This is a genomic window from Nonomuraea sp. KM90 (assembly GCF_052246675.1).
Taxonomy (GTDB): Bacteria; Actinomycetota; Actinomycetes; order Streptosporangiales; family Streptosporangiaceae; genus Nonomuraea.
In genome coordinates, this window is sequence record NZ_JBQQCB010000008.1 from 141,266 (window position 1) to 167,302 (window position 26,037).

At 71.6% G+C, this 26,037-nt stretch carries 23 protein-coding genes; 9 read left to right on the top strand and 14 right to left on the bottom strand.

Annotation, left to right across the window (positions count from 1 at the left end; all coding sequences use genetic code 11):
* Positions 1 to 150: 150 nt before the first annotated feature.
* The 4 genes from ACTWPW_RS12265 to ACTWPW_RS12280 form a co-directional block, all read right to left on the bottom strand.
* Entirely contained in the window at positions 151 to 978 is an 828-nt protein-coding gene (locus tag ACTWPW_RS12265; protein WP_375110909.1) for a glycerophosphodiester phosphodiesterase, read from the bottom strand.
* 158 nt (positions 979 to 1,136) lie between these two features.
* Positions 1,137 to 1,970 carry a discoidin domain-containing protein gene (locus tag ACTWPW_RS12270; RefSeq protein ID WP_375110908.1) on the bottom strand — a complete coding sequence of 278 codons (834 nt, stop codon included), beginning with the start codon at positions 1,968 to 1,970 and terminating at the stop codon, positions 1,137 to 1,139.
* 12 nt (positions 1,971 to 1,982) lie between these two features.
* On the bottom strand, positions 1,983 to 3,569 hold the full coding sequence (locus ACTWPW_RS12275; RefSeq protein WP_375110907.1) for an alkaline phosphatase D family protein: 1,587 nt from the start codon (positions 3,567 to 3,569) through the stop codon (positions 1,983 to 1,985).
* Between the two features lie 93 nt (positions 3,570 to 3,662).
* Positions 3,663 to 4,400: a DeoR/GlpR family DNA-binding transcription regulator gene (locus ACTWPW_RS12280; protein WP_443168761.1), complete on the bottom strand. Its 738-nt coding sequence runs from the start codon at positions 4,398 to 4,400 to the stop codon at positions 3,663 to 3,665.
* Positions 4,401 to 4,659: 259 nt separating this feature from the next.
* On the opposite strand from ACTWPW_RS12280, the gene ACTWPW_RS12285 reads away from it, so the two are divergent.
* From ACTWPW_RS12285 to ACTWPW_RS12300, 4 genes are read left to right on the top strand one after another with little or no spacing between them, the layout of a single operon-like run.
* The gene (locus tag ACTWPW_RS12285) at positions 4,660 to 5,964 is read left to right on the top strand and encodes an extracellular solute-binding protein (RefSeq protein WP_375110903.1); all 1,305 of its coding nucleotides are present in this window, start codon (positions 4,660 to 4,662) and stop codon (positions 5,962 to 5,964) included.
* Positions 5,961 to 6,872 carry a carbohydrate ABC transporter permease gene (locus ACTWPW_RS12290; RefSeq protein ID WP_443168762.1) on the top strand — a complete coding sequence of 304 codons (912 nt, stop codon included), beginning with the start codon at positions 5,961 to 5,963 and terminating at the stop codon, positions 6,870 to 6,872. Before ACTWPW_RS12285 ends, ACTWPW_RS12290 begins: the two co-directional genes overlap by 4 nt.
* Positions 6,869 to 7,681 (top strand): carbohydrate ABC transporter permease, encoded by an 813-nt coding sequence (locus ACTWPW_RS12295; protein WP_443168763.1) that lies wholly within the window; start codon positions 6,869 to 6,871, stop codon positions 7,679 to 7,681. Before ACTWPW_RS12290 ends, ACTWPW_RS12295 begins: the two co-directional genes overlap by 4 nt.
* Complete coding sequence (locus ACTWPW_RS12300; RefSeq protein WP_443168764.1) at positions 7,678 to 11,163, top strand: hypothetical protein; 3,486 nt, start codon at positions 7,678 to 7,680, stop codon at positions 11,161 to 11,163. Before ACTWPW_RS12295 ends, ACTWPW_RS12300 begins: the two co-directional genes overlap by 4 nt.
* Here the strand turns inward: ACTWPW_RS12300 and ACTWPW_RS12305 are convergent.
* The 7 genes from ACTWPW_RS12305 to ACTWPW_RS12335 form a co-directional block, all read right to left on the bottom strand.
* Positions 11,160 to 12,053 (bottom strand): sugar phosphate isomerase/epimerase family protein, encoded by an 894-nt coding sequence (locus tag ACTWPW_RS12305; protein ID WP_375110899.1) that lies wholly within the window; start codon positions 12,051 to 12,053, stop codon positions 11,160 to 11,162. The two genes, ACTWPW_RS12300 and ACTWPW_RS12305, sit on opposite strands and share 4 nt — an antisense overlap.
* 8 nt (positions 12,054 to 12,061) lie before the next feature.
* On the bottom strand, positions 12,062 to 14,164 hold the full coding sequence (locus tag ACTWPW_RS12310) for a PQQ-dependent sugar dehydrogenase (RefSeq protein WP_375110898.1): 2,103 nt from the start codon (positions 14,162 to 14,164) through the stop codon (positions 12,062 to 12,064).
* 191 nt (positions 14,165 to 14,355) lie between these two features.
* Positions 14,356 to 15,576, bottom strand: a complete 1,221-nt coding sequence (locus tag ACTWPW_RS12315) for a S1C family serine protease (RefSeq protein ID WP_443168765.1) — start codon at positions 15,574 to 15,576, stop codon at positions 14,356 to 14,358.
* A 148-nt stretch (positions 15,577 to 15,724) separates the two neighbouring features.
* A complete protein-coding gene (locus tag ACTWPW_RS12320; RefSeq protein WP_443168766.1) occupies positions 15,725 to 16,039 on the bottom strand; it encodes a hypothetical protein in 315 nt (104 codons plus the stop codon).
* Positions 16,040 to 16,201: 162 nt separating this feature from the next.
* Entirely contained in the window at positions 16,202 to 16,870 is a 669-nt protein-coding gene (locus ACTWPW_RS12325; protein WP_375110895.1) for a response regulator, read from the bottom strand.
* A complete protein-coding gene (locus tag ACTWPW_RS12330) occupies positions 16,867 to 18,075 on the bottom strand; it encodes a sensor histidine kinase (protein ID WP_375110894.1) in 1,209 nt (402 codons plus the stop codon). The genes ACTWPW_RS12325 and ACTWPW_RS12330 overlap by 4 nt, the downstream gene beginning before the upstream one ends.
* Positions 18,076 to 18,098: 23 nt before the next feature.
* Positions 18,099 to 18,701, bottom strand: coding sequence for a hypothetical protein (locus tag ACTWPW_RS12335; protein WP_443168767.1), 603 nt, complete (start codon positions 18,699 to 18,701; stop codon positions 18,099 to 18,101).
* 159 nt (positions 18,702 to 18,860) lie between these two features.
* Here ACTWPW_RS12335 and ACTWPW_RS12340 point away from each other — a divergent pair, with 159 nt between their 5' ends.
* The gene (locus tag ACTWPW_RS12340; protein ID WP_443168768.1) at positions 18,861 to 20,063 is read left to right on the top strand and encodes a serine hydrolase domain-containing protein; all 1,203 of its coding nucleotides are present in this window, start codon (positions 18,861 to 18,863) and stop codon (positions 20,061 to 20,063) included.
* 333 nt (positions 20,064 to 20,396) lie between these two features.
* Here ACTWPW_RS12340 and ACTWPW_RS12345 read toward each other — a convergent pair whose 3' ends face one another.
* Positions 20,397 to 21,086: a hypothetical protein gene (locus ACTWPW_RS12345; protein WP_443168769.1), complete on the bottom strand. Its 690-nt coding sequence runs from the start codon at positions 21,084 to 21,086 to the stop codon at positions 20,397 to 20,399.
* 306 nt (positions 21,087 to 21,392) lie between these two features.
* Here ACTWPW_RS12345 and ACTWPW_RS12350 point away from each other — a divergent pair, with 306 nt between their 5' ends.
* Positions 21,393 to 22,451, top strand: a complete 1,059-nt coding sequence (locus ACTWPW_RS12350; RefSeq protein ID WP_375110890.1) for a trypsin-like serine peptidase — start codon at positions 21,393 to 21,395, stop codon at positions 22,449 to 22,451.
* Between the two features lie 7 nt (positions 22,452 to 22,458).
* Here the strand turns inward: ACTWPW_RS12350 and ACTWPW_RS12355 are convergent, their stop codons facing one another.
* Positions 22,459 to 23,295 carry an alpha/beta hydrolase family protein gene (locus ACTWPW_RS12355; protein WP_443168770.1) on the bottom strand — a complete coding sequence of 279 codons (837 nt, stop codon included), beginning with the start codon at positions 23,293 to 23,295 and terminating at the stop codon, positions 22,459 to 22,461.
* A gap of 153 nt (positions 23,296 to 23,448) precedes the next feature.
* Here ACTWPW_RS12355 and ACTWPW_RS12360 point away from each other — a divergent pair, with 153 nt between their 5' ends.
* Genes ACTWPW_RS12360 through ACTWPW_RS12370 form a run of 3 tightly spaced genes read left to right on the top strand, consistent with a single transcriptional unit; the run spans position 23,449 to position 25,278 of the window.
* On the top strand, positions 23,449 to 23,898 hold the full coding sequence (locus ACTWPW_RS12360; RefSeq protein ID WP_364122973.1) for a hypothetical protein: 450 nt from the start codon (positions 23,449 to 23,451) through the stop codon (positions 23,896 to 23,898).
* 13 nt (positions 23,899 to 23,911) lie between these two features.
* Positions 23,912 to 24,511, top strand: coding sequence for a cell wall protein (locus tag ACTWPW_RS12365; RefSeq protein ID WP_375110886.1), 600 nt, complete (start codon positions 23,912 to 23,914; stop codon positions 24,509 to 24,511).
* Positions 24,512 to 24,522: 11 nt separating this feature from the next.
* The gene (locus ACTWPW_RS12370; RefSeq protein ID WP_443168771.1) at positions 24,523 to 25,278 is read left to right on the top strand and encodes a MauE/DoxX family redox-associated membrane protein; all 756 of its coding nucleotides are present in this window, start codon (positions 24,523 to 24,525) and stop codon (positions 25,276 to 25,278) included.
* Here ACTWPW_RS12370 and ACTWPW_RS12375 read toward each other — a convergent pair.
* A complete protein-coding gene (locus tag ACTWPW_RS12375) occupies positions 25,275 to 25,832 on the bottom strand; it encodes a sugar phosphate isomerase/epimerase family protein (protein ID WP_443168772.1) in 558 nt (185 codons plus the stop codon). The two genes, ACTWPW_RS12370 and ACTWPW_RS12375, sit on opposite strands and share 4 nt — an antisense overlap.
* Positions 25,833 to 26,037 lie beyond the last annotated feature (205 nt).

Here is a 26,037-nt window from a genome sequence, read left to right on the forward strand (position 1 = left end):
CTCCGCGAAGAGCTCGTCGCTGTCTCACCGGCCGATCTACCTGTCCGGCCGACGAACACGGGCGAACTCCAGCGGGGCCGCGACGAGGATCTGCTCCTGCTTCTCTTCGCCGGGTGGCAGCCTGGCAATCGGCGCAAGATTGTCAGAGTGTCAAAGGGCGTACCGCTTGACGTCGGCCAGGCGGTCGGGCCGGTTGGTCATGATGCCGTCCACCCCGTACGAGATCAGGCGCCCCATGACGGCCGGGCGGTCCGCCGTCCAGGTGTAGACCCGCATGCCCCGGTCGTGCACCTTCTTGACGTATCGCGTGGTCAGGCCGTCGTGCGGGAGGGTGATCCCGTCGGCATAGCGGGCCAGCTCGGCCAGCCGGGCGGCGGGCGGCTTGCCGAGCAGCGCGATCGGGACGTCGGGCACCATGTCGTTCAGCACCCGCATCGACGGCCAGCCGAACGCCTGCACGGTCAGCCGGTCGGCGCTCCATGACTCGCGGTTCTCCTGCAGCTCGGCGGCCACCCGCCGGTCGATGTCCGGGCTGCGCGGGGCGTGCTTGATCTCCAGGAGCAGCCTGGCCCCGGTGCCGCGGACCTTCTGGAGGGCCTCCAGGAGGGTGGGCACCCGCTCGCCCCGGTAGCGCTGCGAGAACCACGAGCCGGCGTCCAGCCGCTGGATCTCCGCGAGCGTGAAGTCGGAGACCCGCCACGGCGACCGGCGGGGGAAGACCTTCTCGACGTCGGTCGTACGGGCCAGCGTCTCGTCGTGCATGAGCACGAGCCGGTGGTCCTTGGTCTGCTGGACGTCGAACTCGCACACATCGGCCCCCCGCTTCCGGGCCACTTCGCAGGCCGCGATAGTGTTCTCTGGCGCGAGCGCGGAGCCGCCCCGGTGTGCGATGTTGTCGACCTGCGGCGGCGCGGCCCAGGCGGGCCGCGCCATGACGGCCAGGGTCGCGATGACGGCGATGCCGAGCGAGCGGTACATGTTCCTCCTCAGGCGGGGCCCGACCCGACAAAGACCTCTTATGTCGGAGTTATGGAGAAAAGTGCCCACAAGGGATAGCAACGACCGTTATCGTCCGGCGTGTCGGTCCTTTTGCGACGAACATTTTGGCAGCCGGAAAGAGCCGTTTGGCGTAGCCGTCAGCGGACCTCCACCTCGATGATCCGGGTGTAGTCGTTGGCCCCGTTCGAGGCCAGGGCGACGATGCGGACCGCGTCGGCGCCGACGGGGGCGAAGTCGGAGCGCGCGTTGCCCGCGGTGTTGCCGCGTACCTGCGCGACCGTCTGCCACTGGCCGCCCACCTGCGCCTGCACGTCCCAGTCCCGCAGCCCGAAGGTCGCGGCCGGGTAGCGTTCGGTGTCCAGCGTGTACAGGTCCACCCGGGAGACCTGCCGGGTGCCGCCCAGCGCGATCGCCACGGTGTCCGGCCAGGCCCGGCCGGTGGCGTCGTTCCAGCCGTTGCCGCCGGCCCAGCCGTTGGACGAGCGGTCGCCGTCGGCGATGCTGCAGGGCGGGTAGTTGGCGTTGACGTGCTGGGAGGAGGCGGTGACCGGGCGGCGGAGCGCGAAGTTGCCGCCGTTGTCGAGCCGGTCCACGGGCACGACCTCGACCGGCACCGACAACGTCCGGGCCGGGGTGCGCAGGCGCAGGCCGTACTCGCCTTCCGTGGCCCCGGGCGGGACGGCGACCAGCAGCTTCGCGCCGAGCTCGTAGCCGGGCGGCAGGTAGCTGGTCAGCATGGAGCGGGAGGCGGTCAGCGGCGGGTCGATCTCCACGTTCATGGTGGCGTACTGGGGCTTCTTCGCGTCGCTGCGCATGCCGATCTCGATCTTGGCGGGGCAGGCGGGGTCCACGCCGAGCGGGGCGATCAAACGGTCGGCCCCGGCGATCGGGGTCACGTCCCCTGGCCTGGCGGCGCCGGTGGTGGCGATGACCAGGGCGGCCATGGCGAGCGCGGCGGTGAGGTGGCGCATGGTCGTTCCTTCCTAGAGCGCTTGCAGGCCGGGGACGCCGTCGAGGGTGACCAGGCTCGCCCTGGTGGAGACCGGGGCGCCGGGCCGGTCCACGTACGGGACGACCTTGAAGTCGGCCCGCCACTGACTCCTGGTGACCTCGCACGAGACGTAGCCGCGCTGGTAGCTGGAGAACCGGAGATGCGGGTTGACCGGGTCGCTGCCGCCCGGCGGCAGGCCCGTGTTCGCGTTGCCGTTGCCGCCGCTGCTGACGGACGTGCCGACGAACTCCACGCCGATCGCGGGCGAGGCCGGGTCGTCGAAGTTCGTCCGCAGCTCGCCGGCCAGGTTGTAGTGGAGGTCGCCGGTGAGCACCACGGGATTGCTCACCTGGCGCTCGACCATGCCGTTGAGCACGCGGTCCTTGGCCGCCTTGTAGCCGTCCCAGAGGTCCATGCTGAGCCGCTGCGCCGGGCCCGGGTCGTAGTCGAGCTGGATCATGGCGATCTGCTGGGCCAGGACGTTCCACCTGGCGCGGGAGGCGTCCAGGCCGTCGAGCAGCCACTTCTCCTGCTCGGCGCCGAGCATCTGCCTGGCCGGGTCGAGCCGCTCGGCGCAGTCCACCTGCTGGCCGTCGCCGCAGACCTGGTCGTCGCGGTACTGCCGGGTGTCGAGCACGTTGAACTCGGCGAGGTCGCCGAAGGCGAACCTGCGGTAGATCCGGGCGTCCGGCCCCTGCACCTCCGGCACCCGGACCGGCATGTTCTCCCAGAAGGCGCGGAAGGCGTTGGCCCGGATGACCAGGTAGTCCTGCTCGGTCACCTCGCCGCCGGGGCCGTTCGGGCCCGCCCAGTTGTCGAGCACCTCGTGGTCGTCCCAGGTGACGATCCACGGCGCGCGGTGGTGCGCGGCCTGGAGGTCGGGGTCGCTCTTGTAGAGGCCGTACTGGACGCGGAAGCGGTCGAGGGTGTCGCACTGCACCCGGAACTGCTCGGGCACCGGCGTGTTCCGCAGGCCGCCGGTGGGCACGATGCCGTACTCGTAGATGTAGTCCCCGAGGTGGAAGACCACGTCGGGCTCCTCCTCGGCGAGGTGGCGGTAGGCGCTGTAGTAGCCGTCCTGCCACAGCGCGCACGAGGCGAAGGCCAGGCGCAGCGCCTCGGGGCTGCTCCCGGGCGCGGGCGCCGTCTTGGTGCGGCCGACGGGGCTGGTCTCGCCGCCGGCGCGGAAGCGGTAGAAGTATTCGCGGCCCGGCCGCAGGCCCTTGGCGTCCACGTGGACGGAGTGGCCGTACTCGGGGGTGGCCCAGGTGGAGCCGTGGCGGGCGCGCCGGGTGAACGCCTCGTCCTCCGCGATCTCCCAGTCGACCCTGATCCTCGCGTACGGCAGCCCGCCGAGCGGCTCCAACGGGTCGGCCGCCAGCCGCGTCCAGAGGATCACCCGGTCGGGCAGCGGATCACCGGAGGCGACGCCCAACCGGAAGGGATAGCCGGCCCGGAAGGGGTCGTCGCCCTTCACGCCGGCCCGTGCCGTCCACGGGTCGGCCAGGTCGGTGGTGAAGGCCAGGGCGAGCGCGGCGCTGCCGAGGCCGAGGAACGATCGGCGCGAGGGAGGGCGCATGTTGCTTCCTAAGCTGGGGGGCGAAAGCCCTCACTTTGTAGCAAGCAGGCAACCTCTTAACAAGATGCAAGTTACAAATCACGCCGATTAGCGTTACAACTGGGCGACCCGAACGTCCGCGTGGTGGTCGCGCAGCCGCTGGAGGAGATCGCCCGGAGCGTTGGCGTCGACCACGACGACGTCGAAGTCGTCGAGCGGCGCGACCCGGTGCAGCGCCACCCGGGCCAGCTTGGAGCCGTCCACGGCCAGGATGCGCCGGGCGCCGGCGCGCAGCATCGCCCGCTTCACCAGCACGATCTCCTGCTCCTGGTGGAAGGCGTACTTCTCGGAGATGGCCGAGGTGGAGACCACGACCACGTCCGTGCTGACCGCCTCGACCGCGTCCACGCAGCCGAGCCCGAGGAAGGAGTCGTGGCTGGCGTGATATTCGCCGCCCAGCGCGATGAGCCGGACGTCGGGGCTGCCGGCCAGCAGCCTGATCGCCTCCAGGAAGTTCGTCACCACCGTCAGCGGGCCCACCTCGGCCAGGTGGCGGGCCACGGCCAGCGCGGTCGTGGAGTCGTCGAGCATGACCGAGCTGCCCGGCTCGATCAGCTCCGTGACCAGGCGCGCGATGGCGTCCTTCTCGGCCGTGTGCGCCTTGAGCCGGTAGGCGATGTTGCTCTCCCACACGTTGCTGGCCTGGGCGGTGGCGCCGCCGCGGACCTTGCGCACCATGCCCTGGCGCTCCAGCTCGTCGAGATCACGGTGGACGGTCATCACGCTGACCCCGAAGCTCTCGGCGAGCTCCGTGACGGAGGCGGAGCCCTGCCGCACGATGTGCTCGGCCATGCCATGCCAGCGCGCTGACCTGCTGGAGGTTTGCTGCCGGGAATTCACTCTGGGTCTCCACCCTCTCGGACGGCTGCGCATCCTACCCTTGACACCCGTCTCGGGCGACTCATACCCTCCCCACATCTACCACTTTTAACAAGATTGATTGTTAACTTAACAATCCAGTCACGGGGAGCGCGCCGAGCGCTTCCGGCCGGCCTTCATTAAAACGTTCGCATTGCTGTTCCTCGGGGGATCGGATCTTAGGAGACGTAGCATGACCGACCTGCTGCACGACGCCCGGGTGAGTCGCGGCCAGTTCCTTCGCATGATGGGCGGTTTGGCCGTGGCCGCGGCCGCCACCGCGTGTTCGACCCGCCCCGAGACCACGGCCACGACCGGTGGCGGGCAGGCCACGACCGAGCTGAAGTTCATCGGCGTGGCCGACCAGAAGACGCCGATGGACGAGCTGGTGACCGCCTACCAGAAGGTCAAGCCCACGGTGCGGCTCACCGCGTCCTACGCCCCCACCGACCAGGTGCAGACCTCCGTACGCACCCAGCTCGGCGCCGGCAACGCCCCCGACCTGCACGTCGTGTACCCGGGCAACGGCAGCGCCATGTCCATGAGCCAGATCGCCAAGGCCGGGCTGCTGGCCGACCTGTCGGCCCAGGCGTGGACCCAGACGATCCCCGCGGGGTTCAAGCCCGCCTTCCAGCTCGACGGCAAGACCTACATCTACTCGGCGGGCTCGTCGGTCATCGGGGCGGTCTACAACAAGAAGGCGTTCGAGCAGGCGGGCATCGACGCGCCGCCGACGACGTGGACCGAGTTCCTCGCGGTCTGCGACAAGCTGAAGAAGGCCGGGATCGTGCCGATCGCGCTGGGCGCGCAGACGCCGTGGGTCACCCAGCTCATCACGTACGCGCTGGTGCCCTCCACCGTCTACGCCAAGGACCCCACGTTCGACGACAAGCAGCTCGCCGGGCAGACCACGTTCGCGCAGTCCGGCTGGCGCCAGGCCATGGAGATGTACCTGGAGCTGCAGAAGCGCGGCTTCTTCAACGACAAGCCCAACGGCACCACGTTCGAGCAGCAGACCTCCATGGTGGCCACCGGCAAGGCCGCCATGGCCGTGCAGGTGTCGGCCGTGCTGCCGGACTTCCGCAAGGCCGCCTCCTCCCCCGACGACCTGTCGATGTTCCCCCTGCCGGGCGCCGACGACGCGGCCTCGGTGTGGATCCCCGCCGGCGTCGTCGTCGGGCTCGGGGCCAGCGCCAAGGGCAAGAACGTGGAGGAGGCCAAGGCGTTCCTCGACTTCCTAGGCAAGCAGGAGAACATCAACGCCTGGGCCAAGGCGATCGCCGCCATCCCGCTCACCCAGGACGCCTCCTCGACCATCGACCCGGCCGTGCAGTCGTTCCTGCCGTTCACCAAGGACCGGGCCGTGCCCTTCATGGACCAGCGCTGGCCCAACGCCGAGGTGCAGCCCGTGCACTTCGCGGTGATCCAGGAGCTGCTGGCCGGCCGGTCCACGATCGACGAGGCCCTGAAGAAGATGGACGAGGCGTACCAGAAGTGACCCCGCTGACCGCCTCCCGTGCCCGGCCCGCACGTGCGGCGCGGCGGCGCTTCAGCGCCGCGGCCCCGCCCTGGCTGTTCGCCGCGCCCGCCCTCGTGGTGTACGCGCTGGTGGTGCTCTATCCCGCGGTCAGCGGCGTGGTCTACGCGTTCACGGACTGGAGCGGGATCGGCCAGGACATGTCGTTCGTCGGCCTGGCCAACTTCCGCACGCTGCTGGGCGACGAGCAGGCCATGGGCTCCATCGGCAACACGCTGCTGCTCACCGTGGCGATCGTGGCCGTGCAGAACGGCGTCGGCCTGCTGCTGGCCCTCGGCGTGCACGCGAAGCTGAAGAGCCGGGCGCTGCTGCGGGTGATCTTCTTCGCGCCGGTCGTGGTCAGCCCGGTCATGGTGGCGTTCCTGTGGAAGTACATCTACAACCCCGACCCGGCCGCCGGGCTCAACGGCCTGCTCGGCCTGGAGGTGGACTGGCTCGGCGACCCGTCGATGGCGCTGTGGTCGATCGCCGGCATGGTGGTCTGGCAGTACGCCGGATACTCCATGGTCATCTTCCTGGCCGGGCTGGAGGGGGTGCCCAAGGAGCTGCACGAGGCGGCCATGATCGACGGCGCGGGCACCTGGCAGCGCTTCCGCTACGTCACCTGGCCGCTGCTCGCCCCCGCCGTGACGATCAACCTGATGTTGTCCACGATCGGCGGGCTCAAGCTCTTCGACCAGATCTTCGCCGCCACGAACGGCGGCCCCGGCTACGCCACGGAGACGCTGTCCACCGTGCTCTACAAGCAGGCGTTCGTGTTCGGCAAGTTCGGCTACAGCACGGCGATCGCGCTGGTGCTGGCCCTGTTCGTGGCCGCGGTGTCCCTCGTACAGGTCTATTACCTGCGCGGCCGGGAGGTGACGGCGTGAGAAGGACCTTCCTGCTGGAGATCGTGATGATCGCGGTGGCGGTGGCGTTCCTGTTCCCCGTCTACACGCTGGTCTCCCTGTCGATGAAGGATCCGGCGCAGATCTCCCAGTCGCCGCTGGCGCTGCCGAACCCGCCCACGTTCGGCAACTTCGCCGACGCGTGGTCGCTGGCCGCGCTCGGCCCGTCCCTGATGAACAGCACGGTGATCACGGTGGTCAGCCTGGTCGCCCTGATCGCGCTCGGCTCGTTCGCCGCCTACTTCCTGGCCCGGGTGCAGACCCGCCTCGGGTACGGCCTGTACGTGCTGTTCCTGCTGGGCATCGTGCTGCCGTTCCAGCTCGGCATGATCCCGCTCTACGAGCTGGTGACCGACCTGGGGCTGATCGGCACGCACGCCGGGATGATCCTCTTCTACACCGGCATCCAGCTCCCGTTCACGGTGTTCCTCTACACCGGGTTCATCAGGGCGCTGCCCCGCGACTACGCCAGCGCCGCCCAGATCGACGGCGCCACCCACTTCGTGGCCTTCACCCGCGTCGTCTTCCCGCTGCTGCGCCCCATCACCGGCACGGTGCTGATCCTGAACGCCGTCTTCATCTGGAACGACTTCTTCACCCCGCTGGTCTACCTCGGCGGCTCCGGCTTCGAGACGGTCCCGGTCAGCGTCTTCGCCTACGTCGGCCAGTACGTCTCCCAGCACGGCCTGGTCTTCGCCGGCCTCGTGCTCGGCGCGCTGCCGATCGTGCTGGTCTTCCTGGCCCTGCAGCGCTACGTCATCAAGGGCTTCTCCACCGGACTCAAGGGATGAACGTGCTCGACCTGCTCAGGGAGCCGCCCCGTCAGTACTCCCCGGCGGCCATCTGGTGGTGGAGCGGCGAGCCGCTGCGCCGGGACCGGCTGCGCTGGCAGATGGAGCGCCTGGTCGCCGGGGGCGTGCACAACCTGGTCATCCTGAACCTCGCGCCCTCGGGGCCGACGTTCGGGGCGGACGCCGACGACCCGCCGTTCCTGTCGGAGGCGTGGTGGGAGTTGCTCGACGGGGTGTGCGCCGACGCGTACGAGCTGGGCGCGTACCTGTGGTTCTACGACCAGCTCGGCTTCTCCGGCGCGGACCTGCAGGCCCGGCTGGTGGTCGAACGCCCGGAGTTCGCCGGGCAGTGGCTGGCCCCGGACGGGTCCGTGTCGCTGCGCGGGTTCGACTACCTCTCGCCCGAGGCGTGCGCGGTGCTGCTGGACCGGGTGCACGGCGAGTTCGAGCGGCGGGTCGGGAAGTGGTTCGGGCGGGTGATCGCCGGGTCGTTCCAGGACGAGCTGCCCACCCTGCCCACCTGGTCCGCCCGCTTCGCCGAGGAGTACCGGGCCCGCCGGGGCGCGGAGTTCTCGCTCGGCGACCCGGACTGGCGGGCGTACCAGCGGACCCGCGCCGAGCTGGCCGAGGAGGCGTTCTTCCGGCCGCTGGCCGAGTGGCACGAGCGGCACGGCCTGCTGAACGGCTGCGACCAGCAGGACCCGGCCCGCGCCGGGCACCCGGTGGAGGGCGTGCAGCTCTACGCCGACTACGCGCGCACCCACCGCTGGTTCGGCGCGCCCGGCTCCGACCACCACGGCGACGCCCGCCTGCACGCCTCCCTCGCCCACCTGTACGGGCGGCCGCGCACCTGGATCGAGGCGTTCCACTCCAGCGGCTGGGGCGGCACCCTGGAGGAGACCCTCGACTGGCTGCTGCCCTGGTTGCGGGCCGGGGCGACGCTGTACAACCCGCACGCGGTCTACTACACGACCCGGCGCGGCTGGTGGGAATGGGCGCCGCCGTCCACCGACTGGCGGCAGCCGTACTGGCAGCACCACCGGGTCTTCGCCGACGCCGTCACCCGGCTGTGCGCCGCGCTGTCCCAGGGGCGGCACGCCTGCGACGTCGCGGTCCTGCTGCCCACGGCCACCGCCCAATCCGGCACCGGCCTCGACCGGGTGGACCCGGCCGCCGCGCGGGCGCAGGAGGTCTACCGGGAGATCGTGGGCGACATGGCCTGGTTCGCCACCGTGCCCGGCGTGCTCGACCGGCTGTGCCTGGACGCCGACGTGATCGACGACGACTCGGTGCGCCGGGCGGCGGTCGCGGACGGGCGGCTGGCCGTGTCCACCGAGGCGTACCGCGCGATCGTCCTGCCCGCCGTCACGACCCTCGACGAGGACGTCGCCGCCCGGCTGGCCGAGTTCGCCGCGCACGGCGGGCTGCTCGTCGCCGTCGGCACGCTGCCCGACTCCCTGCGCGGCCTGGCCTCCTACGTGGCCGCCCCGGACCGGCTCGGCGAGGCGCTGGCCGGGCTGCCCCGCCGGGTCGAGGCGCCGGTGCCCGCGCTGGTGCGCGAGGTGGGCGACACCACGCTGGTGTTCCTCACGGCGGCGCACCCCATGGCCAGCAGGATCGGCGTGGGACGGCCCGAGGAGCGCGGCGTCGAGCTCGGCTGGCTGGACGCCGTCATCGACTTCGACCCCGCCCGGTACGCCCGCGACATGCGGATCACCGTCAGGGGCGTATCGGGCACCCCGCTGCTGGCCCGCCTCTTCGGCGGGGGCGAGCCCCGGCCGCTGCCGCACACGCGTGACGGGGACGACGTGGAGGTCGTCGTGCCGTTCGACGACGGGCCGGCCGCGCTGCTGGTGTTCGACGGCACGACCGCCGAGCCCGCCCCGCCGCCCGAGCCGCTCCCGGTGGAGGTCGATCTCGGGGACGAGTGGGACGTCGAGCTGGTGCCCACCCTGGACGACACGTGGTCCGATTTCGGCGGGTCCGATTTCGGCGGGTCCGGCGTCGGCGGGTCCGGCGTCGGCGGGTCCGGCGTCGAGTGCTGGACGCTGCGGACGCCCGGCGGGGAACGGGTGGACGTGACGTTCGGGCCCAGGGGCGAGCAGCGGACGGGCGACGGCCCGTGGACGCCCTCGGTGTGGTCGGCCTCCCGGGGGCTGCGCAAGGACCCCGTCCATCGGGAGACGCTCGGGCCGAAGGGGCACGTGCCCATGGAGTTCCTGGCGTTCGGCCGCGTCGGGGCGGGCGTCGAGGCCCGCTTCCGCACCGTGCTCACCGTGCCGCCCGGCCCGCCCGCCTGGCCGGCCATCGGGGCGGGAGCGGCGAAGACCCTCTGGCTCGACGGTGAGCGGCAGCCGCTCGCCGACCGCGGTTACGCCGCCGTCGCGCTCTCGCCCCTCGCGCCCGGCGAGCATCTGGTCGAGCTGCTGCTCGTGCCGGACGAGGAGCTCGACCTGCGGGCCTACGTGTGCCTGGTGGCCGACCCCGACGACGCCGTCCGCCCCGAGTGGATCGCCGGCACGCCGCTGGAGACCGTCGTGCGCGCCGGAGCGGAGCCGCCGGAGCTGTTGCAGGTGGCCTCCACCGCGGCCTGCCGGGTGCTGGTCAACGGCACGGAAGTGGGCCGGCAGGGCGGTTTCGACCCCTACGCCGAGGCGGACATCCCCCGGGTGCGCAGGTATGACGTGTCCCACGTGCTGCGCCCGGGCGACAACATGATCAGGATCGAGTCGGACGGCTGGGTGCTGGTCGACGGTCTCGCGGTCTCCGGTCCTGGCTGGTCGCCCGGTCCCCGGGTGCGCCGCCGCCAGCACGGCGACCCCGCCGCCCTCTACCTGCGCCCCCGCCCGCACCCGCTGCCGGAGGCGGGCTGGCTCGACGGCCGCCCGGCCGCCCTGCCCGCCGTCTTCGCCGTCCCCGGCGCCCGCCCGCGGACCGAGACGTTCCTCCTGGACCCGCCGCCGGGGGCGACCGGCATCGAGGTGGGCGGCGACGTGGAGGTGCGCGGGAAGTTGCCGGGGACGATCGAGCTGCGTGTCGCCACGGTGCCGGGAGCGCAGGCGGGGGCGGCGTTCGCCGGGCCCGTCCGGTTCACCTGCGGGCCCGGGCGGATGCGGCTCGGGAACTGGGAGGAGCGCGGCCTGGCCGGGTACAGCGGCGGCGTCCGGTACCGCACCACCGTTTCCGCCGACGCAGCCGGGCCGGGCGTGCTGGACCTGGGGCGGGTCCGGGGCACGGCCGAGGTGACGGTGAACGGGCGGGCGTGCGGGGTGCGGGTGTGCTCGCCGTACACGTTCGAGGTGGAGCTGGCGGAGGGGGTCAACACGGTCGAGATCCTGGTGCTCGGCACGCTGGCGCCGTACTTCGACGAGGTCAGCCCGACCCACTTCGTCTTCCCCGGACAGCGCACCACCGGCCTGTTCGGCCCCGTACGGCTGCGCACCCGCCGGGCCCGGACCGGGCCCGGCGGGGCACCGCGCTAGAACCGCAGCTTGCGCAGGTAGCGGTAGCCGACCTCCGAGGTCTGCCGGGGCGTCACGTCAGGGGTGTCGTTCTCCACGATGTACTCCCGCACGCGGTGCGCGTCGAAGACGCGGCGGAAGTCGATCGTCCCGGTGCCGAGGTCGGCCATGTCGCCGTCCAGGTGCCGGTCCTTGACGTGGTACTGCAGCACGCGCTGCGGCGCCCTGCGGATGACGTCGATCGCGAACTTCACCGGGTCGCGGGCGCCGCGCCCGACGCCGCCGGTGACCGCCCAGTAGATGTCGATCTCCAGGTGGACCAGGCGCGGGTCGAGCTCGGCGGTGAGCACGTCCCACGGCGTCTTCCCGCCGCCGAGGTCGGTCGTGAACTCGTGGGCGTGGTTGTGGTAGCCGTAGCGCAGGCCGGCCGACCGGGCGGCCCGCGCCTCGACGTTCATCCGCTCGGCCCAGCCCTTCCACTCGTCCAGGCTGGTGGAGTTCAGATAGGGCACGACCATGTACGTCTGGCCGAGGGTCAGCGCGTTCTCGATCTTCGTCTCCAGCGCGGCGTCATCGGGGCTGATGCCGTCGTGGCTGGAGCTGGCCTCGAGGCCGAGCCCGTCGAGGAACTCGCGCAGCTGACTCGCCGTGCGGCCGAAGTAGCCGAGCGCGAGCTCGACCTTCGGGTATCCGATCTCGGCCAGGTAGGCGAGCGTGGTGTCGTAGTTCTGGGCGAGGTCGTCACGTACGGTCCAGAGCTGGATGCTGATCTGGCCCGGCGGGACGCGCTCCCCGCGCGGGTGGCCCGTCGACGCCGCGGCGGCCGGGGAGGCGGCGGCCAGGGCGGCCGCGCCTAACCCGAGGCCCGCGGCCAGCAGGGAGCGCCTGCTGGGGCCGTAGCCGTAACACATGGGATCTCCTAACTCGTGGGCTGGAGCACCACCTGGGTGCTGCCGGTCAGCGGCGGCAGGCCGCCGGTGCCGGGGTCGGTGTAGCTGGCGACGAAGACGCCGGTGAGGTCGTCCGTCTCCGGGTCGTGCCCGCTGGGGACGGTGGTCTGGATGGAGCCCGTGCAGCCGCGGGCCGTGGTCTGCGGATGGCCGTGGTCGGCGTGGCCGAGGATGTAGTCCACGGTCACGTTGGCGCAGTTCACCGGCTGGTCGTCGGTGACGCGCACCTCGAACTCGACGACGTCGCCGAACGTGAACTGCTGCCCGTTGACCGGCCGGACCAGCTCCACGACCGGCGCGGCGTTGCCGACCACGATCCGCACGGACGTGGCCGCCGACATGCCGTCGGGGTCGGTGACCCGCAGCGTGGCGTTGTAGAGGCCGTTCTCCCGGTAGGTGTACGACCCCGAGGGGCTGCGCGAGTCGACCCTGCCGTCGGCGTTGAAGTCCCACGCGTAGCGGAGCCGGTCGCCGTCGGGGTCGCTCGTGCCGGTGCTGGTGAAGTTGACGGTGAGCGGCGCGTGGCCGGCCGTCACCGACGCCTGGGCCGCCGGGATCGGCGAGTGGTTGCCGGTGTATCCGATGTAGTCGATCCGGGAGAGCTGGGCGTCCGGGTTCTCGCTGAAGAAGCCGTCGCCGTACTCCAGCACGTAGAGCGCGCCGTCGGGGCCGAACTCCAGGTCCATCGGGTTGTCGAAGACGAACGAGGACAGCACGTCCTCGATCCGCCCGTCCCGGTGGAACGCCTTGACGTAGTCGCGGGTCCACTCGTAGAAGAGCGGCACGCCGTCGTAGTACCTCGGCCAGGCCACGGGGGCGCGGCCGCGCGTGTCAGCCGGGTCGAACTCGTACGCGGGCCCGGCCATCGGCCCGATCCCGCCGGTGCCCAGCGCGGGGAACTCGGGTGACGGCCCGTACGAGTACCACACGTCCGGCTGCGTGACCGGAGGCAGCTCGCGCAGGCCCGTGTTGCGCGGCGACTCGTTGACCGGGGCCGCGCAGTTGAACGCCGCACCCGACGCGCCGGTCGCGAAGTCGTAGTCCACGTACGGCAGCCGCGCCGTCGCGCAGTACGGCCAGCCGTAGTTCCCGGCCTTGCGGATGACCGTCCACTTGCCGGTGCCCGACGGGCCGCGCTGGGGATCGGCCTCCCGCTGGTCGGGCGAGTAGTCGCCGACGTACAACTCGCCGGTGGAGCGGTTCAGCTCGATCCGGAACGGGTTGCGCAGGCCCATCGCGTAGATCTCCGGCCGCGTACGCGCCGTGCCGGGCCGGAAGAGGTTGCCGCGGGGGATCGTGTAGGAGCCGTCGGCCCGCACGCTGATGCGCAGGATCTTGCCCCGCAGGTCGTTGGTGTTGCCGGAGCTGCGCTGGGCGTCGAAGGCGGGGTTCCGGTCGGGCCGCTCGTCGATCGGGGTGAAGCCGTCGGAGAAGAACGGGTTCGTGTCGTCGCCGGTGGACAGGTAGAGGTTGCCCGCGGCGTCGAAGACGATGTCCCCGCCGACGTGGCAGCAGATGCCGCGGTCCACCGGCACGTCGAGGATGCGCTGCTCGGTGCGCAGGTCGATGGTGGCGCCGGTGAAGCGGAAGCGGGACAGCCGGATCAGGCCCTTGAAGGGCGCGAAGTCCTGCGGCGTGCCGGTGAACGGGGCGTCGCCCTCGTTCACGTCCGGCGTGGCCGGGTCGTCGACGGGGGTGTCGAGCGGGGGCGAGTAGTAGAGGTAGACCCAGTCGTCCTTCTTGGAGCCCTTGCCGAAGCCGGGGCTGAGGGCGATGCTCTGGAGGCCCTCCTCGTCGTGCTGGTAGACGTCGAGGCGGGCGGCCAACGTGTTGAGGCCGGTCTTGGGATCGTGTAACCAGACCTCGCCGGGCCTGGTGGTGTGCAGGACCCTCGAATCCGGTAACACCGCCAGGTCCATCGGCTCGCCCGGGTTGTCGTTGAGCGTCACCTTCTGGAACTGGTCGTCCGGCGGCGGGGCCGCGGCGCCCGCGGTCCCGGAGGCTTGCGCGGCGGCCGCCGGCATGAGGATCGCCGCAGCTGTAAGGGCCGCGATCGCGGTTCTCGCTCTCATGCCTCTCTCCTTCGGTCTACTCGGGGAATAAGAGAGGGCAAATTAACGTGAATGTATCCCGGCTTACGCCGATCGACGAGGGCCTAATCACGCATGATCGGGCACCTTTCGCCTCTAATCGGACTAAGTACTCCGGACAGCAAAGCGCCTCCCACCCGCGGGGAGCGGGCAGGAGGCGCTTTGACGTGGGCTTACTTCTTCTCCTCCATGGTGAGGGTCACGGTGCCCGGCTTGCCGTCACGCTGGTAGGCGATCTCGACCTGCTGGCCGACCTTGTACCCCCGCACCTGGCCGACGACGGTGTCCCCGCCCTGCACCGGCGTGCCGCCGATCTTCGTGATCAGGTCCCCCTGCTTCAGGCCGGCCTTCTCGGCCGGGCCGCCCGCGCTCACCTGGCGGACCAGCGCGCCGGGCACGTCGCCGGTGGCGTCGGCGAGGCTCACGCCCAGGTACACGTGGCTCACCGTCCCCTTGCTGATGAGCTGCTCGGAGACGTGCTTGGCGGTGTTCACCGGGATCGCGAAGCCGAGGTTGACGCCGTCGGCGGCGACCGCGCTGTTGATGCCGACCAGCTCGCCGGCGGCGTTCACCAGGGCGCCGCCCGAGTTGCCGGGGTTGATCGCCGCGTCGGTCTGGATCATGCCGCCCAGCGTGGTCGTCTCCGCCGCCTGCTCCTGCCCGCCGAAGCCGGGCGGGAGCTGCCGCTCGTCCGGCCCGCTCCCGGAGGTCACGGTACGGTCCAGCGCGCTGACGATGCCCGAGGTCACCGTCCCGTCCAGGCCCAGCGGGCTGCCGATGGCCAGCACGTCGTCGCCCACCTTGAGCTGGTCGCTGTCGCCCAGCGCCACCTTGGCCAGCCCCGACACGCCCTGGGCCCGGATGACGGCCAGGTCCGTCGCCGGGTCGGTGCCGACCACGCTCGCCTTGGCCGTCCTCCCGTCGTTGAACTTGACCGTGAGCGGGCTCTTCTGCCCGGACACCACGTGGTTGTTGGTGAGGATCAGCCCGTCCTCCGACAGCACCACGCCGGAGCCCTCACTGGTCTGCCCCTGGATCATCACCACGGACGGCTGCACCTTCTCCGCCACCTGCGCGACCGTGTACCGGTCCGCGGCGGTACGGAACACGGGGCTGGCACCGGCGGGCGTGGCGGTCGCCGCCGGCCGGCTCCCCTCGGCCAGGTACGCGCCCATCGCGCCGCCACCCAGCGCCGCCGCCGACAGGGCGGCCACGGCCGCCAGCGCGAGCCCGGCGATCGCCTTGCGGGTCAGCACGAACCCGGCCCGCCGCGGCGCGGGGGGCGGGGGCGGAGGCGGCGTGACCGTCGGGCCCGGCCGGGTGAACCCGCCAGCGGCGGGCGGCGTCTCGCCGAACTGGCTCCAACCACCGGTGCGAGGTTCGTTCGCGTCCATGTCATCTCCTAGTGTCCCGATGACACAAGAGTGACCAATGGTGGGTAAATGCCAGCTAAGCCGTTGATCGCCGCCCTCCGCAGCCCCTCATTTCGGCCTTATCCCCCCAGGCTGGGCATGCCGCCCAAACCAGGAAATTTCTCGAAATTCACGGCGCAGTGTCGCAGTACGGCCCCGGCGGCACGCCCATGCCGTAGAACGACATGCACATCACGTCCCCCGAGACCAGCGGCGGGAACGGCTGGTACCAGCCCCGCAGGTAGCCGGGCCCGGTGACGTAGGACATGCTCCCGGTGGCGGGCGCCCCGTTGACCGTGGCGCTCACCGACAGCGTGGCGGGCGCCGGCTGGATCGTGAAGACGAAGCGCCCGTTGTCGAGGCCCGCGCACACGGGCGCCTCGGGAATGCAGAACGGCGCGGCCTGCGCCGGCTGAGCCGCCACGAGCAGGGCGAGGGGCGTCAAGAGCCCCAGGACGATGCGGGTGACCAGTTTGGCGTTGATGACGCACCCCCGTCGGGTTGGTGGGTACTCGCGAAACGACCTGACAGTAACCCGATCACCCGGTCAGGTCCATGGGTGATCCGCGGGCTCCCGGGACCCGTCGGCGGGCGCCGGCCGGGCGGATCAGCGGGTGTCGCCCGGGACGGTCAGGCCGGTCTCGTACGCGACGATCACCGCCTGCACCCGGTCGCGCAGCCCCAGCTTGGTCAGCACGTTGCTGACGTGCGTCTTCACCGTGTGCTCGCTCACCACCAGCTCCCGCGCGATCTCCGCGTTGGACAGCCCTCTGGCGATCAGCCGCAGCGTCTCCTGCTCGCGCCCGGTCAGCACCGACAGCCGCTCCGCGGGCGGCGCGGCGGGCCGGGGGGCCGCCCTGGAGGTGAAGTCGGCGATCAGCTTCGTGGTGACCGAGGGGGCGAGCAGGGACTCGCCGGCCGCGACCACCCGTACGGCGTGCACGAGGTCGTCGCGCCGGACGTCCTTGAGCAGGAACCCGCTGGCCCCCGCCCGCAGCGCGTCGTAGACGTAGTCGTCCAGGTCGAACGTGGTCAGCATGAGGACCCGGCAGTCCCCGTCCGCGCACACGATCCGGGCGGCCTCGATGCCGTCCATGACGGGCATCCGGATGTCGAGCAGGAGCAGGTCGGGGCGGTGTTCGCGGACGGCGGCGACCGCCTGCTCGCCGTCGCCGGCCTCGGCGACGACCTCGATGTCCGGCTGGGCGTCGAGGATCATGCTGAACCCGGCGCGTACCAGCTCCTGGTCGTCGGCCACCACGACGCGGATGGTCATGACGCCGCCAGCGGGAGCCGCACGAGGACCCGGAAGCCGGGGCCGTCCGGGCGCGGCCCGGTGACGGCGGTGCCGCCGCAGGCGGCGGCGCGCTCGCGGATGCCGATGAGGCCGTTCCCGCCCGAGGGGAGGCCCGACGGGAGGCCCGCGGGGGTGCCTGTGGGGATGCCCGCGGGAAGGCCCGGGTCGCGGCCCCGGCCGTCGTCGGTGATCTCGATCATGAGTGCGTGGTCCTGCCAGGCGAGGGCGATGCCGGCGCGCGTGGCGCCCGCGTGCTTGACGATGTTGGTGAGGGCTTCCTGGGTGATCCGGTACGCGGCCACCTCCGCGTCGGGAGACAGCGGCCTCGGCTCGCCCGAGGTGGAGTATGTCACGTGGAGTCCGGTTGCCCGGACCTGGTCGGCCAGGGTGGGCAGCGTGGCGATGGTCGGCTGGGGCCCGCGTGGGCCCTGCTCCTCCTTCAGGACGTTCAGCATCCGGCGGAGCTGGTCCATGGCGTCGCGACCGGCGGCGGCGATCGCGTCGAAGGCGGCCACGGCCCTGGCCGGGTCGCTCCCGACCGCCACGGGCCCGGCCTCGGCCTGGACCACCATGACGCTGACCGCGTGGGCGAGGATGTCGTGCATGTCGCGGGCGATCCTGGCCCGCTCGCGCTCGGCGGCCCGCTCGGCCTCGGCCTCGCGCTCGCGGGCGAGCTGGGCTGCGCGCTCCTCCAGCGCGGCGGCGTGGGCGCGGGAGGCGGCGGCCGCCCGGCCGATGGCGTACGCGGCGACGAACAGCACGACCCCGCGCAGCGCGGTCTCGGCCGAGCCGACGATGAGCAGGCCGCCGGCGAGCGTGATGGCGAACATGACCCAGCGGATCCACCTGGTGCAGTAGACGGCCACGGTGTAGAAGGCCACCAGTCCCCCGTACCAGATCGGCTGGGCGGGCACCTGGTCCACGATGTCGTAGAGGGTGGTCGGGAGGAGCGTGCCGAGCAGGACGGCCACCGGCGCGCGGCGCCGCCAGACCAGCGGCACGCACGCGGCGACCACGACGACGTAGCCGAGCCAGTGCCAGGGCCCGCCCCACGGGTTGTCCCGCGAGACGAACGGCCACAGCTGCACGACCAGCACCAGCGCCGCGAGCGCGGCGTCCACCAGGATCGTGGGCAGCGAGGCCCACCAGCGGCGGAACCGCGTGACATACCGTGGCTCGGACATGGGACCCCATCTTGCCCTGCGCGTCATGACACGGTCGCGGCGGGCCGCACGGTCGCGGCAGCGGGGACCTCGCGGCGCGCGAGCGGGGCGAACGAGACGAGCAGGAAGAGCGCGCCGAGCGGGATGAGGTCCTTGTCGGCGAACGGCAGGGCGAGGTCGATCAGCACCAGGACCGGCGTCCACGGCCGGACCCGGCGCATGACCGCGAGCTGGATCACCAGGGCGAGCTGGGCCAGGTAGAACAGGAACGGTCCCCCGTCGTAGACGGCGATGGCCACGCCCGGGACGCTCTGCACCCGGTCGAACAGCACGCTCATGCCGGCGTGGTCGGCGGCCAGGAACCCGACCACGACGTCGATGCCGAACTGCGCGAGCAGCGCGGCGATCCCGGCGGTGCCGGCCACGGCGCTCACGGTGGACAGGGTGTCCCGGCCGGCCATGGCGCGCAGTTGCCAGAAGATCCCGGCGAACAGCACGAGGGCCGCCATGAAGGCGAGGTGGCCCGTGGTCCAGGCGAGGCCGGGCCCGCGGCTGCCGTCGAGACCGTCGAGGATGCGGATCACGCCGTAGGCGAGGACGAGCAGGGGCGCGGCGATGAAGGCGAGGCGAGCGTTCATGGGGTTCATGGAGAGAATCCTCGGCCCGGGGAGGGAGGCCGGGCATCGCCGGTGCGAGGGATTCGGGGGCTCCCTCTCGGGAGCGAGGAGAGATCGGTCGTACCGGCGATCCGCTGAGGGGGCTGTCCGCAGCAGGATTGCCGCATTCCCGAAACCTGGAGAAACACCATGATGAAGACCGCCGTCGCCTGCCTCGCCCTCGCCACCCTGCTCGTGGGGGCGCCCGCGCAGGCGGCCACGCCGACGCCGAGCCCCTGCCCGACGCCGCCGGCCGTCCAGGCTCCGCAGGACGGCCGGCAGATCCCGCCGATCAACGAGGCGGCGCTGCGCAAGTCCATCGCGGGCCTGCCGGCGGCCGACGCCACCGCGGCGGTCGTGCGCGTGGGCGGCACGAAGGGCTCGTGGCGAGGGGTGACCGGGGTGGCCGACCTGCGCACGGGGCGCAAGGCGTCCGAGCACGTACGCTTCCGCGCGGGCAGCGTGACGAAGATGTTCACCACCGCGGTCGTGCTGCAGCTCGTGGCCGAGGGGAAGGTCTCGCTCGACGGCACCGTGCAGGACCACCTGCCCGGCCTGCTGCCTGATTCCTACCCCGACGTAAGCATCGGCCAGCTGCTGAACCACACCAGCGGCCTGCCCGCCCCCGACCTGCCCGACTCGTTCGAGTGGGTCTACGAGACCCGGTTCGAGAAGTGGACGCCCCGCGAGTACGTCGCCCTGGCCGTGCGCAACCCCATCGAGTTCGCCCCCGGAACCAGGCAGCACTACCTCAACATCAACACGCTCGTGGCGGGGATGCTGATCGAGAAGGTCACGGGCAGATCGTACGAGCACGAGGTCGCCAGCCGGATCCTGCGCCCCGTCGGCATGCGGGACAGCTACCTGCCCGGCACGTCGGTGCGCATCAAGGGCCCGCACCACCAGGGTTACCAGTCCGTGTCCGCCGGCTTCCCGAACGCCGTCCCCTACGAGGGCGGGCACGTGGTGGACATCACGAACACGAGCGTCACCTCGACCTGGGCCTCCGGCGACCTCGTCTCGACCGCCGCCGACCTGGAGAAGTTCGTCGAGGCGCTGTTCTCCGGCAAGGTGGTGCCGCCGGCGCAGCTGGAGCCCATGTTCACCGTCCCGGACGTGATGACGTACGGCAAGTGCGAGCCCGCGAGCTACACCTCGGGGATGTCCAGGCTGGTGCTGCCCGGCGGGATCGTCGCGTACGGCAAGACCGGTGCCCGCTGGGGCTACGCCGCCGGCGTCGGTGCCACCCGGGACCTGTCCCGCACGGTGGTCTACTCGGTCAACTCCACCGACGCCAAGGCCTCCGGCCAGAACCAGCGGACGCTGGGCATCGCGCTGGCGTCCTTCTCCTGACCGTCACGTACTCGTGGACGCCACGCGAGATGTGAGGGTGGACGCCCTCACATCCCGGGGACGATCGCTCATCGGCGGTGGCGCCGCCTGCGGCGGCGTGCGCGGCTGCTGGTGTCGCCGTTGCCGTGCGGAGGCTTGGGCTCTGGGCCGGGAATGCGGAGGAATGGCATGCGGAACGATGTCATTCCCAGATATCGCAGGATGCTCATGGTGTCCCCCTCGTCGAAGCCTAGGAGGCCCCGCGCACCGGACGGCTGCGCGTCCGGGCACAGCCGGACTGGACCCATCCCATACCCGGCGAATCAGTCCGGAACCCATCTGACCTGGGATTCTCTACTTCACCGACAGAAGGCGGCGCTTGAACATCGGGTGCTTGGTCTCCCAGTAGCGCCAGCCCTCGACCCGGGAGGGCACGTTGGCGATGCCGGAGTCGACCGGGTGGCGGTCGCAGGTGCCGAGCACCGACCAGGCGGACCAGCCGACGCGGTAACCGAAGACCCGGTACCACATGTTGCCGTATTTCCCGTCGCTGATCTCCCGGGTGTATTCGTGCCCGGTGAAGACCATGTGCCGCTCTTCGAGGTGCGGCAGACCGAGCCGGCGCAATTGTTCGAGCACCGTCTTGGTGTCGAGATTCGTCTCCTCGTCCTCCTTGGTGAATGTCTTCGCCAGTTCCTTGGTCTTCTCGTTCTCCGACTCGAGGAAGGCGAGGACCTCGTGCTCGCGCGTGACCGACACCGTCATCGAGCCGCCGGGGCCGTCGGTGTAGCGGGTGCGGGGCACGAAGAAGTTCCGCGGCGAGAGCTTGTGGATCCGGAAGAACGTGTGTGGCCTGCAGTTCCTGCCACCGTCGTCGCCGTGGTGGTCGGTGCGGAAGCCACGGTCGCTGTGGATGCCCTTGAAGTGCCGGTCCTTGTCGGGGTCCGAGGCCGCGCTAGCCGCCGGCGCCATGGTGACCGCCAGCGTCACCGCGAGAAGGCCATGCGTGGCGGGCCTCGCTATTTTCCTGATTGGGGTGAGCATTTTACCGTTCCTTTCGGAATGCGACCCATAGTCGCCAGACCGGTACGATGCTTACAGTTGCCGCGAGCGAGATGACAACGCCACGCCGAAGTCGAATTTCCCTTAACGGGAAAGAACCGGTGAAAGAGCGTCAATATCCGGTGCCTATTCCACAAAGGGCCCGCCAAAACCATCCCCCTGTGACACTCCGTGGCCTGTCGCGTTCATCCCGTAATAGCGCCATATCCAAATGCACAGGCATTGAGGAAGACGGACCGCTCCGCGCGTACCTCCCTACGGCAGATTCCGGGTTTCGGGAGGTACGCAATGCACCGCAGAGTCGCCCTGCTCTCCACCGTCGCGCTCGCCCTCGCGGGCGCCCTGGTCCCCGCGGGCGCCGCGCAGGCCGGCACCGCGAACGAGCTCGACCCCAGGCGGCCCGCCGGGTGGACGGCCACGGACTCCTGGTCGGAGCGCAGGACCGTCTCGCAGTACTGGACCACGCGGCGCATGCTCGCCGCCGAACCACTGCAGGCGCCCGCGCCCCGCCGCGGCACCCAGTCGCGCGGGCCGTCCCAGGGCACCCCGTGGGCCACCCGCGGCGCCTCGGCCACCACCACCCAGCGCTCCCCGTGGAGCACCCGCGGCGCGTCCTGGGCGAGTTTCACCACCGCTCGGACGCGGGCCCTGGTGCCCAACAGCCCCGGCCTGCAGTGGACGGACGGCGGCGCGGTGGTGCGCACCGTCGGCCGGGTCTTCTTCACCACCGCGGACGGCCGCAACTCCTCCTGCTCCGGCACGGCCGTGACCAGCGCCAACGAGAGCGTCGTGATGACCGCCGGGCACTGCGTGAAGCTGAACGGCGCCGCCCACCGCAACTGGATGTTCGTCCCGGCGTTCGACGACGGGCGCGCTCCGTTCGGGGCCTGGGTGGCCACGAGAATGCTGACGACGCAGCAGTGGAACGCCAGGGAGGACATCAACTTCGACGTGGCCGCCGTCGTGGTGGCGCCGCTGAACGGCCGCACGCTGACCGACGTGGTGGGCGGGCAGGGGGTGGCGTTCAACCAGCCAAGGCAGCGGCAGAACTTCGCCTTCGGGTACCCGGCGGCGGAGCCGTTCGACGGGTCGGAGCTGATCTACTGCAGCGGGCGCGCGTTCAACGACACCGTCATGACGAGGGACCAGGGGCTGCGCTGCAACATGACCGGCGGGTCCAGCGGCGGGCCGTGGTTCCAGGGGTTCGACGAGTCGACGGGGCTCGGCTGGCTGAACTCGGTCAACAGCTTCACCTACAACTTCGCCCCGAACTTCATGTTCGGCCCCTTCTTCGGGAACGAGGCCATGGCCGTCTACCAGGCGGCACAGAACGCCGACGCCGCCTGATCCGCGCTCAACCCACGGGGACGTGCCGGCCGAGGAAGGCCAGCACCGCGCGGGTGAGGGCGACGCGGTGGTCGGACAGGGCGTGGTCGGTCGGGAAGAGGTGGTGTTCGAGGCGCTCGACCGGCTGCGCCCGGTAGGCGGCCAGCACGGGCTCGTAGTGCGCCGGCGCCGGGGTGACGTCGTCGCGTCCGGTGCCGATCAGCAGGACGGGCCGATCGGCCAGATGCCGGGCCAGCCCCGCCAGGCTCCAGCGCTCCCCCGCCGCCTCCATCTCGGCGACCAGCGCCTCGCCGCTGGTCCCGCGCAGGGGCAGCAACTCGCCGTCGAACGCCTCGACGTACGCGGCCCGCGCACCGGCACTCGTGCGGCAGGCCGCGGCGGCGACCCCGAAGTCGAAGGCCGCGATCGAGGCCACGGCGGCGATCGACGGGTCCGCCGCCGCGGTCATCAGCGCCGCGAACCCGCCGAGGCTGTGCCCGGCCAGCGCCATCCGCCCCGGGTCCAGCCGGTGCGCCGCCGCCGTCCCGGGCTCGCGCACGGCGGCGACCGCGGCGGCGGTGTCCTCCAGGACGTTCGCCCACGAGTACGAGCCCCCGACCCCCCACGAGCCCCGGTAGTGGAAGACCAGCGCCGCGTACCCGGCCCGCCGCAGCGCCTGCGCCAGGTCGAAGTTGCGCTCGTTGCCCGGGAAGCCGTGCGCCAGCACGACGACGGGATGCGGCCCCGGCCCTGCCGGGACGTGCAGCACGCCGAGCAACGGCACACCCCCGATGGCCAGGGAAGGAGTGCTGGCCGGGGGCACGAGGCCGCCCGGCGGGTCGGTGACGAGAGGGTCCACGCTCACGACTGCTCCAGCTGAGATCGAACCGATCGGTACGACCTCACCATCCCACAAATCGGCCATTGACGAAAAATCCTTACATGGTACTCATAGATCGAGTCGGAAAGCTTCAACCCCTCGCTGAGATCGTCCAGAGCTCACCCAAGGAGGACGCGCATGGCGCGTAGCAAGTCCACCGACCCGCCCGCCGACTTACTCGGCCCCGTCCAAGGAGAGGTCTCCTGGTTCTGCTGCGGCACCGCCTGGGGACCGTGCAGCAGCACCGGCAAGGGAGCCTGCGGCACCTGCAACTCCGGGAACCTCCAGCACGCCTGGCCCAACACCTCGGACGCCTGCTGGGCGATCACCCGCCCCGACAGCTGCGGCGTCGGCCTGTCGCGCCGGACCTGCGGTTTCCGCCACCGCGTCACGGCACTGTGCAGCGGCACCAGCGTCGTCACCGCCATCGCCGACTGCGGCCCGCAGACCGACCTGTTCTGCGGCGAGCGCAGCTGCTGCGGCGCGACCTGCGCGAGCAACCGGCTGATCGACCTCACCCCGGCCGCCTACAGCCAGATCGCCAGCCTCTCGTCCGGCCTGCGGCCGGTGGAGATCTCGACGGCCTAGAAGGGGGCGAACGATGCGCAGCAGAAGGGACATGCTCAGGTCCGCCGTGCTCGGCGGGGGCGCCGGCGTCGTCGCCGCGACCGCGCTGGGCTCGCTCGGCCCCGAGGCGGCCTTCGCCACCACGACCGCCCAGAAGGTCGAGCCGGGCGCGCCCGACCCGGACTTCGCCGAGGGCCGGATCCGCTCGATCAAGGACAACACGCTGCTCGTCCTGGGCTCGAACATGGTCTTCCACACCATCAGGGTCGTGGACGGCACGAGCCTGTGGAAGCTCGGCCCGGTGCCGTTCGACCAGGCCAGACCCGGTGACGGCCTGTACGCCAGGGGCGTGCGCATGCCGGACGGGATGCTGGCCGCCGAGTCGGTGTGGCTCAACATCGTCAACATCAAGGGCCACATCAAGAACATCACCACCCAGACCATCCACCTCGACCACAACGGTCACGAGGTGCTGTGCCACGTCGTGGCCGGCAGGTCGGTCGCCATCCACTCCGAGTCGCCGCCCACCGCGGACCTGTCGATGCTGAAAGTGAGCCAGCACGTGCAGATCCTCGGTGCCTGGCGCCCGGACACCAACGAAGTGGACATCGCCACCGTCTTCTCCCCTCACTAGGAAGGAAGCAGATGCACGGGATCGCCGCGTCGCAGCCGTACGTGATCGCCCTCTTCCTCCTCTGGGCCGGCCTGACGAAGCTGCTCAACCGCCGGATGCGGGCGCAGGCCGGGCAGACCGCCCTGGCCCGGCTGACCGGCCCGGCGCGCGCGGTCCCCGCATTGCGGCTCGTCGGTCTGGCGGAGCTGGCTGTGGCGGCCGCGCTGCCGCTGCCCTCGCTCCACCCCCTGAACGCGACGGCCGCCGCGGCGCTGTCGGCCGGGTTCCTCGTCTACCTCACCTACGCGCACGTCGCCGCGCCCACCTCGTCGTGCGGCTGCCTGGGCGCCCACTCCCGGCCCGTGGACGCGCGCGCCTTCGCCCGCGCCGGGCTGCTGCTGGCCGCCGCCCTGATCGCCATGACCGGATCGGGGCAACCGCCGCTCCCCGCCGTCGTGCTGGTGGAGGTCCTGGTCCTGCTGGCCCTCTCGGCCGAGCTGGACCGCCACTGGCTCACCCCGCTGCGGCGCCTCCTGGTCCGCCTGCGCCGCCCCCTCGCCGGCCCGGCTCCCGCGGCCGTCCCGCTGGAGTCCTCCCTGCACCTGCTGCGCCGCAGCCCCACGTACTGCTCGGCGTCCGCCCAGCTCACCTCGGACGTGCGCGAGACGTGGGACGAGGACGGCGTGCGGTTCGTGGTGTACGGGGCCCGCGAGCGCACCGCGGTCTTCGCCGTCCCCCTGTCCGGCGACGACCCGGGAGCCGTACGGGTCGCCCTGGTGGACGCCTAACCGGGCAGCGCGGCCCGCACGGCGGCTAGACAGCGCTCGACGGCCGCCCGGGGGCCGAAGGCGTACGTGCCGTCGCCGAACAGCTCGAACGTCAGCTGCGCCCGATACCCCCGGCGGTCCAGGGCCGCCAGGTAGCCGGCCAGCGGCAGCTCCCCGTCGCCCCAGGCCAGATGGCCGGCCGGGCGCCCGTCGATCAGGTGGACGTGCCGGACGCGGTCACCGAGGGCGTCGAAGTAGTCGTCCACCGACTCCCCCGCGACGGCCATGGCCACGGTGTCGAGAACGGCGCCCAGGTTCGGCGCCCCGATCTCGCCGATCATCCTGGCCAGCGCCCGCGAGTCGTTGACCAGGTTCGACTCCACCCGCTGGAGCGCCTCCAGCACGCACGTCACGCCGAGCGTCCGCGCGTACTCGGCGATCTCGCCGATCGCGTCGGCCGAGCGCCGCCACCCGGCCTCGACCGGCTCGTCCTCGAAGCCGCGTCCCGGCGTGAGCAGCAGCAGCTCCGCCCCGAGTTCGGCGCTCAGCTCCGCGGCCCGGCGGAACACGGCCACGCTCCGCGCGCAGCCAGGTGACCGGGGAGGCCAGGTTGACCGGGTACATCACCTGCTCGGGGGTGAGGCAGTGGACGGCGAGCCCGCGCGACTCGACGCGGCGCCGGATCGCGCGCGCCTCGGCGTCGCTGAGCCGCGGGACGTGCAGCTGGGGCGCGATGCCCCACAGCTCGACCCGCTCGCGGCCGAGCTCGGCCGCGTCGTC

What these genes read in the sequence shown, in the direction of transcription:
- ACTWPW_RS12370 (WP_443168771.1), top strand. Translation starts at nt 24,523, where the DNA reads ATGCACGGGATCGCCGCGTCGCAGCCGTACGTGATCGCCCTCTTCCTC.
- ACTWPW_RS12300 (WP_443168764.1), top strand. Translation starts at nt 7,678, where the DNA reads ATGAACGTGCTCGACCTGCTCAGGGAGCCGCCCCGTCAGTACTCCCCG.
- ACTWPW_RS12340 (WP_443168768.1), top strand. Translation starts at nt 18,861, where the DNA reads ATGATGAAGACCGCCGTCGCCTGCCTCGCCCTCGCCACCCTGCTCGTG.
- ACTWPW_RS12270 (WP_375110908.1), bottom strand. Translation starts at nt 1,970, where the DNA reads ATGCGCCACCTCACCGCCGCGCTCGCCATGGCCGCCCTGGTCATCGCC.
- ACTWPW_RS12265 (WP_375110909.1), bottom strand. Translation starts at nt 978, where the DNA reads ATGTACCGCTCGCTCGGCATCGCCGTCATCGCGACCCTGGCCGTCATG.
- ACTWPW_RS12285 (WP_375110903.1), top strand. Translation starts at nt 4,660, where the DNA reads ATGACCGACCTGCTGCACGACGCCCGGGTGAGTCGCGGCCAGTTCCTT.
- ACTWPW_RS12365 (WP_375110886.1), top strand. Translation starts at nt 23,912, where the DNA reads ATGCGCAGCAGAAGGGACATGCTCAGGTCCGCCGTGCTCGGCGGGGGC.
- ACTWPW_RS12345 (WP_443168769.1), bottom strand. Translation starts at nt 21,086, where the DNA reads ATGCTCACCCCAATCAGGAAAATAGCGAGGCCCGCCACGCATGGCCTT.
- ACTWPW_RS12350 (WP_375110890.1), top strand. Translation starts at nt 21,393, where the DNA reads ATGCACCGCAGAGTCGCCCTGCTCTCCACCGTCGCGCTCGCCCTCGCG.
- ACTWPW_RS12315 (WP_443168765.1), bottom strand. Translation starts at nt 15,576, where the DNA reads ATGGACGCGAACGAACCTCGCACCGGTGGTTGGAGCCAGTTCGGCGAG.
- ACTWPW_RS12330 (WP_375110894.1), bottom strand. Translation starts at nt 18,075, where the DNA reads ATGTCCGAGCCACGGTATGTCACGCGGTTCCGCCGCTGGTGGGCCTCG.
- ACTWPW_RS12325 (WP_375110895.1), bottom strand. Translation starts at nt 16,870, where the DNA reads ATGACCATCCGCGTCGTGGTGGCCGACGACCAGGAGCTGGTACGCGCC.
- ACTWPW_RS12305 (WP_375110899.1), bottom strand. Translation starts at nt 12,053, where the DNA reads ATGTGTTACGGCTACGGCCCCAGCAGGCGCTCCCTGCTGGCCGCGGGC.
- ACTWPW_RS12360 (WP_364122973.1), top strand. Translation starts at nt 23,449, where the DNA reads ATGGCGCGTAGCAAGTCCACCGACCCGCCCGCCGACTTACTCGGCCCC.
- ACTWPW_RS12310 (WP_375110898.1), bottom strand. Translation starts at nt 14,164, where the DNA reads ATGAGAGCGAGAACCGCGATCGCGGCCCTTACAGCTGCGGCGATCCTC.
- ACTWPW_RS12335 (WP_443168767.1), bottom strand. Translation starts at nt 18,701, where the DNA reads ATGAACCCCATGAACGCTCGCCTCGCCTTCATCGCCGCGCCCCTGCTC.
- ACTWPW_RS12275 (WP_375110907.1), bottom strand. Translation starts at nt 3,569, where the DNA reads ATGCGCCCTCCCTCGCGCCGATCGTTCCTCGGCCTCGGCAGCGCCGCG.
- ACTWPW_RS12280 (WP_443168761.1), bottom strand. Translation starts at nt 4,400, where the DNA reads ATGGCCGAGCACATCGTGCGGCAGGGCTCCGCCTCCGTCACGGAGCTC.